The organism is Streptomyces sp., from assembly GCF_035563135.1.
In the GTDB taxonomy this organism is placed as follows: Bacteria; Actinomycetota; Actinomycetes; order Streptomycetales; family Streptomycetaceae; genus Streptomyces.
This window is the reverse complement of sequence record NZ_DATMVN010000018.1, coordinates 1-3042: the sequence shown is the minus strand read 5'-3', so window position 1 is coordinate 3042 and position 3042 is coordinate 1. Positions and strand designations below refer to the sequence as shown.

Sequence of the window (3042 nt, the reverse complement as noted above, 5' to 3'; positions counted from 1 at the left end):
TGCGACCCGATGACCTGGAGGTCGCTGCCGATCGCACCGATCTGGCTGGCCTGTGCGGGGAAGTTCGGCAGCAGGCACTTGAGCCGGTCCTTCACACCGAGGCTGTCCATGGCGGCTCCCCCTCCGACCAGCGCGAAGTCCTCCCTGCAGGCGTCCAGGGTCCGCTGACGGACCTCCATGAACCGGGTGTCCCTGCTGACCGCTTCGAGCTCGCGGCCGTTGATGCCGCCCGCGTCGTTGCACCAGGACGTGAACACCTTCGCCGCGTCGACGAACTCGGACTTCTTGGTGAAGCCGACGTCGGAGAACACACCGACCTGGATCTTGTCGTCCCTGACCCCCTGTACGGATGACTTCCCGGCCACGCCGGGGCCGCACACGTCCCTCAGGGTGCCGAAGTCGGACGACGTGGCCTGCGACTCCTGCGCTGTGGGGCTGTTCCGCGGCGTGGAGCCGGTGTCGTCGTCGGACCGGGTGGAGCAGCCGGCGGCCAGCAGCACCGCGAGAACGGTGACACCGCCTGTGAGCAGCCTGCGCATGGTGCCTCCTCGGGAGGCCCGGACGCCGTCGTCCGGGGGAGGTGACGGGAGAAGAGGGTCAGGTGACCGTGCCGCTCGCCTTGAGGGCGAGGATGCGGTCCCAGTCGTAGCCGAGCTCGGTGAGGATCTCCTCCGTCTGCGCGGCGAACTCCGGAGCCGGGCGGAGGGTCGTGTCCTCGACATCGAACTGGACCGGGCTGGCGACGAGTTCGAGGTCGCCGGCCCGCCCGATGTAGCCGTTGGCGCGTACCTGGGCGTCGGTGGCGGCCTGGAGCGTGTCCTGGACGGGCGCCCAGGGGCCGTCCAGCGCGGCGAACCGCTCGGACCACTCGGCGAGCGGGCGGGTGGCGATCACCTCGCGCAGGATCTTCACCGCGTCACCGGTGTGCGCCGCGATGGTCTCGGCGGTGGCGAAGCGGGGGTCGTCCGCGAGGTCGGGACGGCCCAGGCAGTGGCACACGTTGGCCCAGAACCTCGTCGGCTGGAGCATGACGAAGGAGATGTACCGGTCGTCGGCGGTGCGGTACAGCCCGGACAGCGGGTTGGTGGGTGAGCCGTGACTGCTGGGTGTGACGCCTTCCCACGCACGGTCGAGGTGCAGGGACAGGCCGATGGAGTGGCCGAGTGCCCACAGGCCGCTGCCGAGCAGGGAGACGTCGACCACGGAGGGCTCGCCCGTGCGTTCGCGGCGCAGCAGCGCGGCCGCGATGCCGCCGGCCAGGTTGGTGCCGGAGACGGTGTCGCCGTAGGCCGGTCCGGGCGGCATGATCATGCCGTCCATGCCGGGCGGGGTGATGCTTGCCGCCGTACCGGCGCGGGCCCAGAAGGCCGTCATGTCGTAACCGCCGCGGTCGGCCTCGGCTCCGCGGGGACCGAGCGCGCTGCCGCGGGCGTAGACGATCTGCGGGTTGACGGTGCGGATGTCGTCGACGTCGATGCCGAGGCGGGCACGGGAGGCGGGCAGGAAGCTGGTGAGGAAGACGTCCGCGTCCTTGGCCAGTTCGTACAGCACCTCGCGTCCCTCGGGCGTCGCCATGTCGAGACCGAGGGAGCGTTTGCCGCGGTTGGCGTGGGCGACGTTGGGGTTGGGGTCACCCTCCACCCTGAACGTGCCGGTCTGACGCAGCCCGCGTTGCGGGTCCCCGGTGACCGCGTGCTCGACCTTGATCACGTCGGCGCCCCAGTCCGCGAGGACGGCTCCGGCCGAGGGCACGAAGCCGTACATCGCGACTTCCAGGACGCGGAACCCCTCCAGCGGCTTCATGCCTGCCCCTGCGGTACCACGATGCGGGCGAAGGCCTTCTCCTCCAGGAACTCCTCGAAACCGGACCGGCCGTTCTCCCGGCCGATGCCGGACTGCTTGTAGCCGCCGAAGGGCACGTCAGGGGCGAAGTAGTTGCCGCCGTTGATGGAGAACGTGCCGGTGCGGATACGCCGGGCGATCCGGACCGCGCGGTCCTCGTCGGCGCTGTGCACGGCACCGGACAGGCCGTAGCGGGAGTTGTTGGCGATGCGGACGGCGTCGTCCTCGTCGTCGTAGGCAATGACGGCCAGGACGGGGCCGAAGACCTCCTCCTGGGCGATCTCGCTCACCGGGTCCACCTCCGCCAGGAGGGTCGGCGCGTAGAAGAAGCCGGGGTCGACGCGCTTGCCGCCGCGGACCAGGACCGCTCCCTCGTCGACGGCCCGGCGGACCATGCCGTCGACCTTGTCGCGCTGCTCCTCGCTGATGAGCGGTCCCATGTTCACCCGCGGGTCCGTGGGATCACCGACCCGGACGCGGTCCAGCCCGGCCGCGACCATCTGCACGATCTCGTCGTGCCGGGCACGTGGCACGAGGAGGCGGGAGGTGAGGGCGCAGCCCTGTCCCGAATGGGAGCAGATGGTGAAGGCGGCGAACATGGCGGCCTTGGTGATGTCGGCGTCGTCCAGGACGATCATGGCCGATTTGCCGCCGAGTTCGAGGAAGACGCGCTTCACCGATCCGGACGCGGCGGCCATGATCCGCCGACCTGTGGCGGTGGCCCCGGTGAAGGTGACCACGTCGACATCACGGTGGGTGGTGAGCACCTCGCCGACCTCGGGTGTGGTGGAGCTGAGGACGTTGACGACGCCGGCCGGGATGTCGGTGTGCTCGGCGATCAGCTCACCGAGGGCGAGGGTGGTGAGCGGGGTCTGCGGGGCGCCCTTGAGGACGACGGTGCAGCCGGCGGCGAGCGCGGGGGCGAGTTTGGCCAGGGCGAGCTGGTTGGGGAAGTTGTAGGGCAGGATCGCGGCGACGACACCGGCCGCCTCCTTCTCCACCCAGCGGTGATGGCGCTGGCCGCGGGACTCCCGCTCGCCCAGGTCCTCGGTGAATTCGTAATCCTCCAGCAGATCGGCGTAGTACTTCACCATGCCGATCGGCTCGTCGAGCTGCGGGCCGTGGGTGAGCTGGCGGGGCGCGCCGGCCTCGGCGATGGTCAGCTCGCGCAGCTCTTCGCGGTGCTCGTCGAGGGCCTGG

2 protein-coding genes and 1 pseudogene are annotated in these 3042 nt (G+C 70.6%); all 3 read right to left on the bottom strand.

The window, feature by feature from the left end:
• Positions 1-539, bottom strand: a pseudogene (locus VN520_RS00970) (ABC transporter substrate-binding protein); the annotation flags it as partial.
• Positions 540-597: 58 nt separating this feature from the next.
• Positions 598-1803 (bottom strand): CoA transferase, encoded by a 1206-nt coding sequence (locus tag VN520_RS00965; protein WP_325744886.1) that lies wholly within the window; start codon positions 1801-1803, stop codon positions 598-600.
• Positions 1800-3042 (bottom strand): aldehyde dehydrogenase family protein (locus tag VN520_RS00960; protein ID WP_325744885.1); only part of this gene is annotated, 1243 nt, incomplete at its 5' end. The genes VN520_RS00960 and VN520_RS00965, both read right to left, overlap by 4 nt.

Coding starts and splice junctions, on each gene's coding strand:
- VN520_RS00965 (WP_325744886.1), bottom strand. CDS start 1,803: ATGAAGCCGCTGGAGGGGTTCCGCGTCCTGGAAGTCGCGATGTACGGC.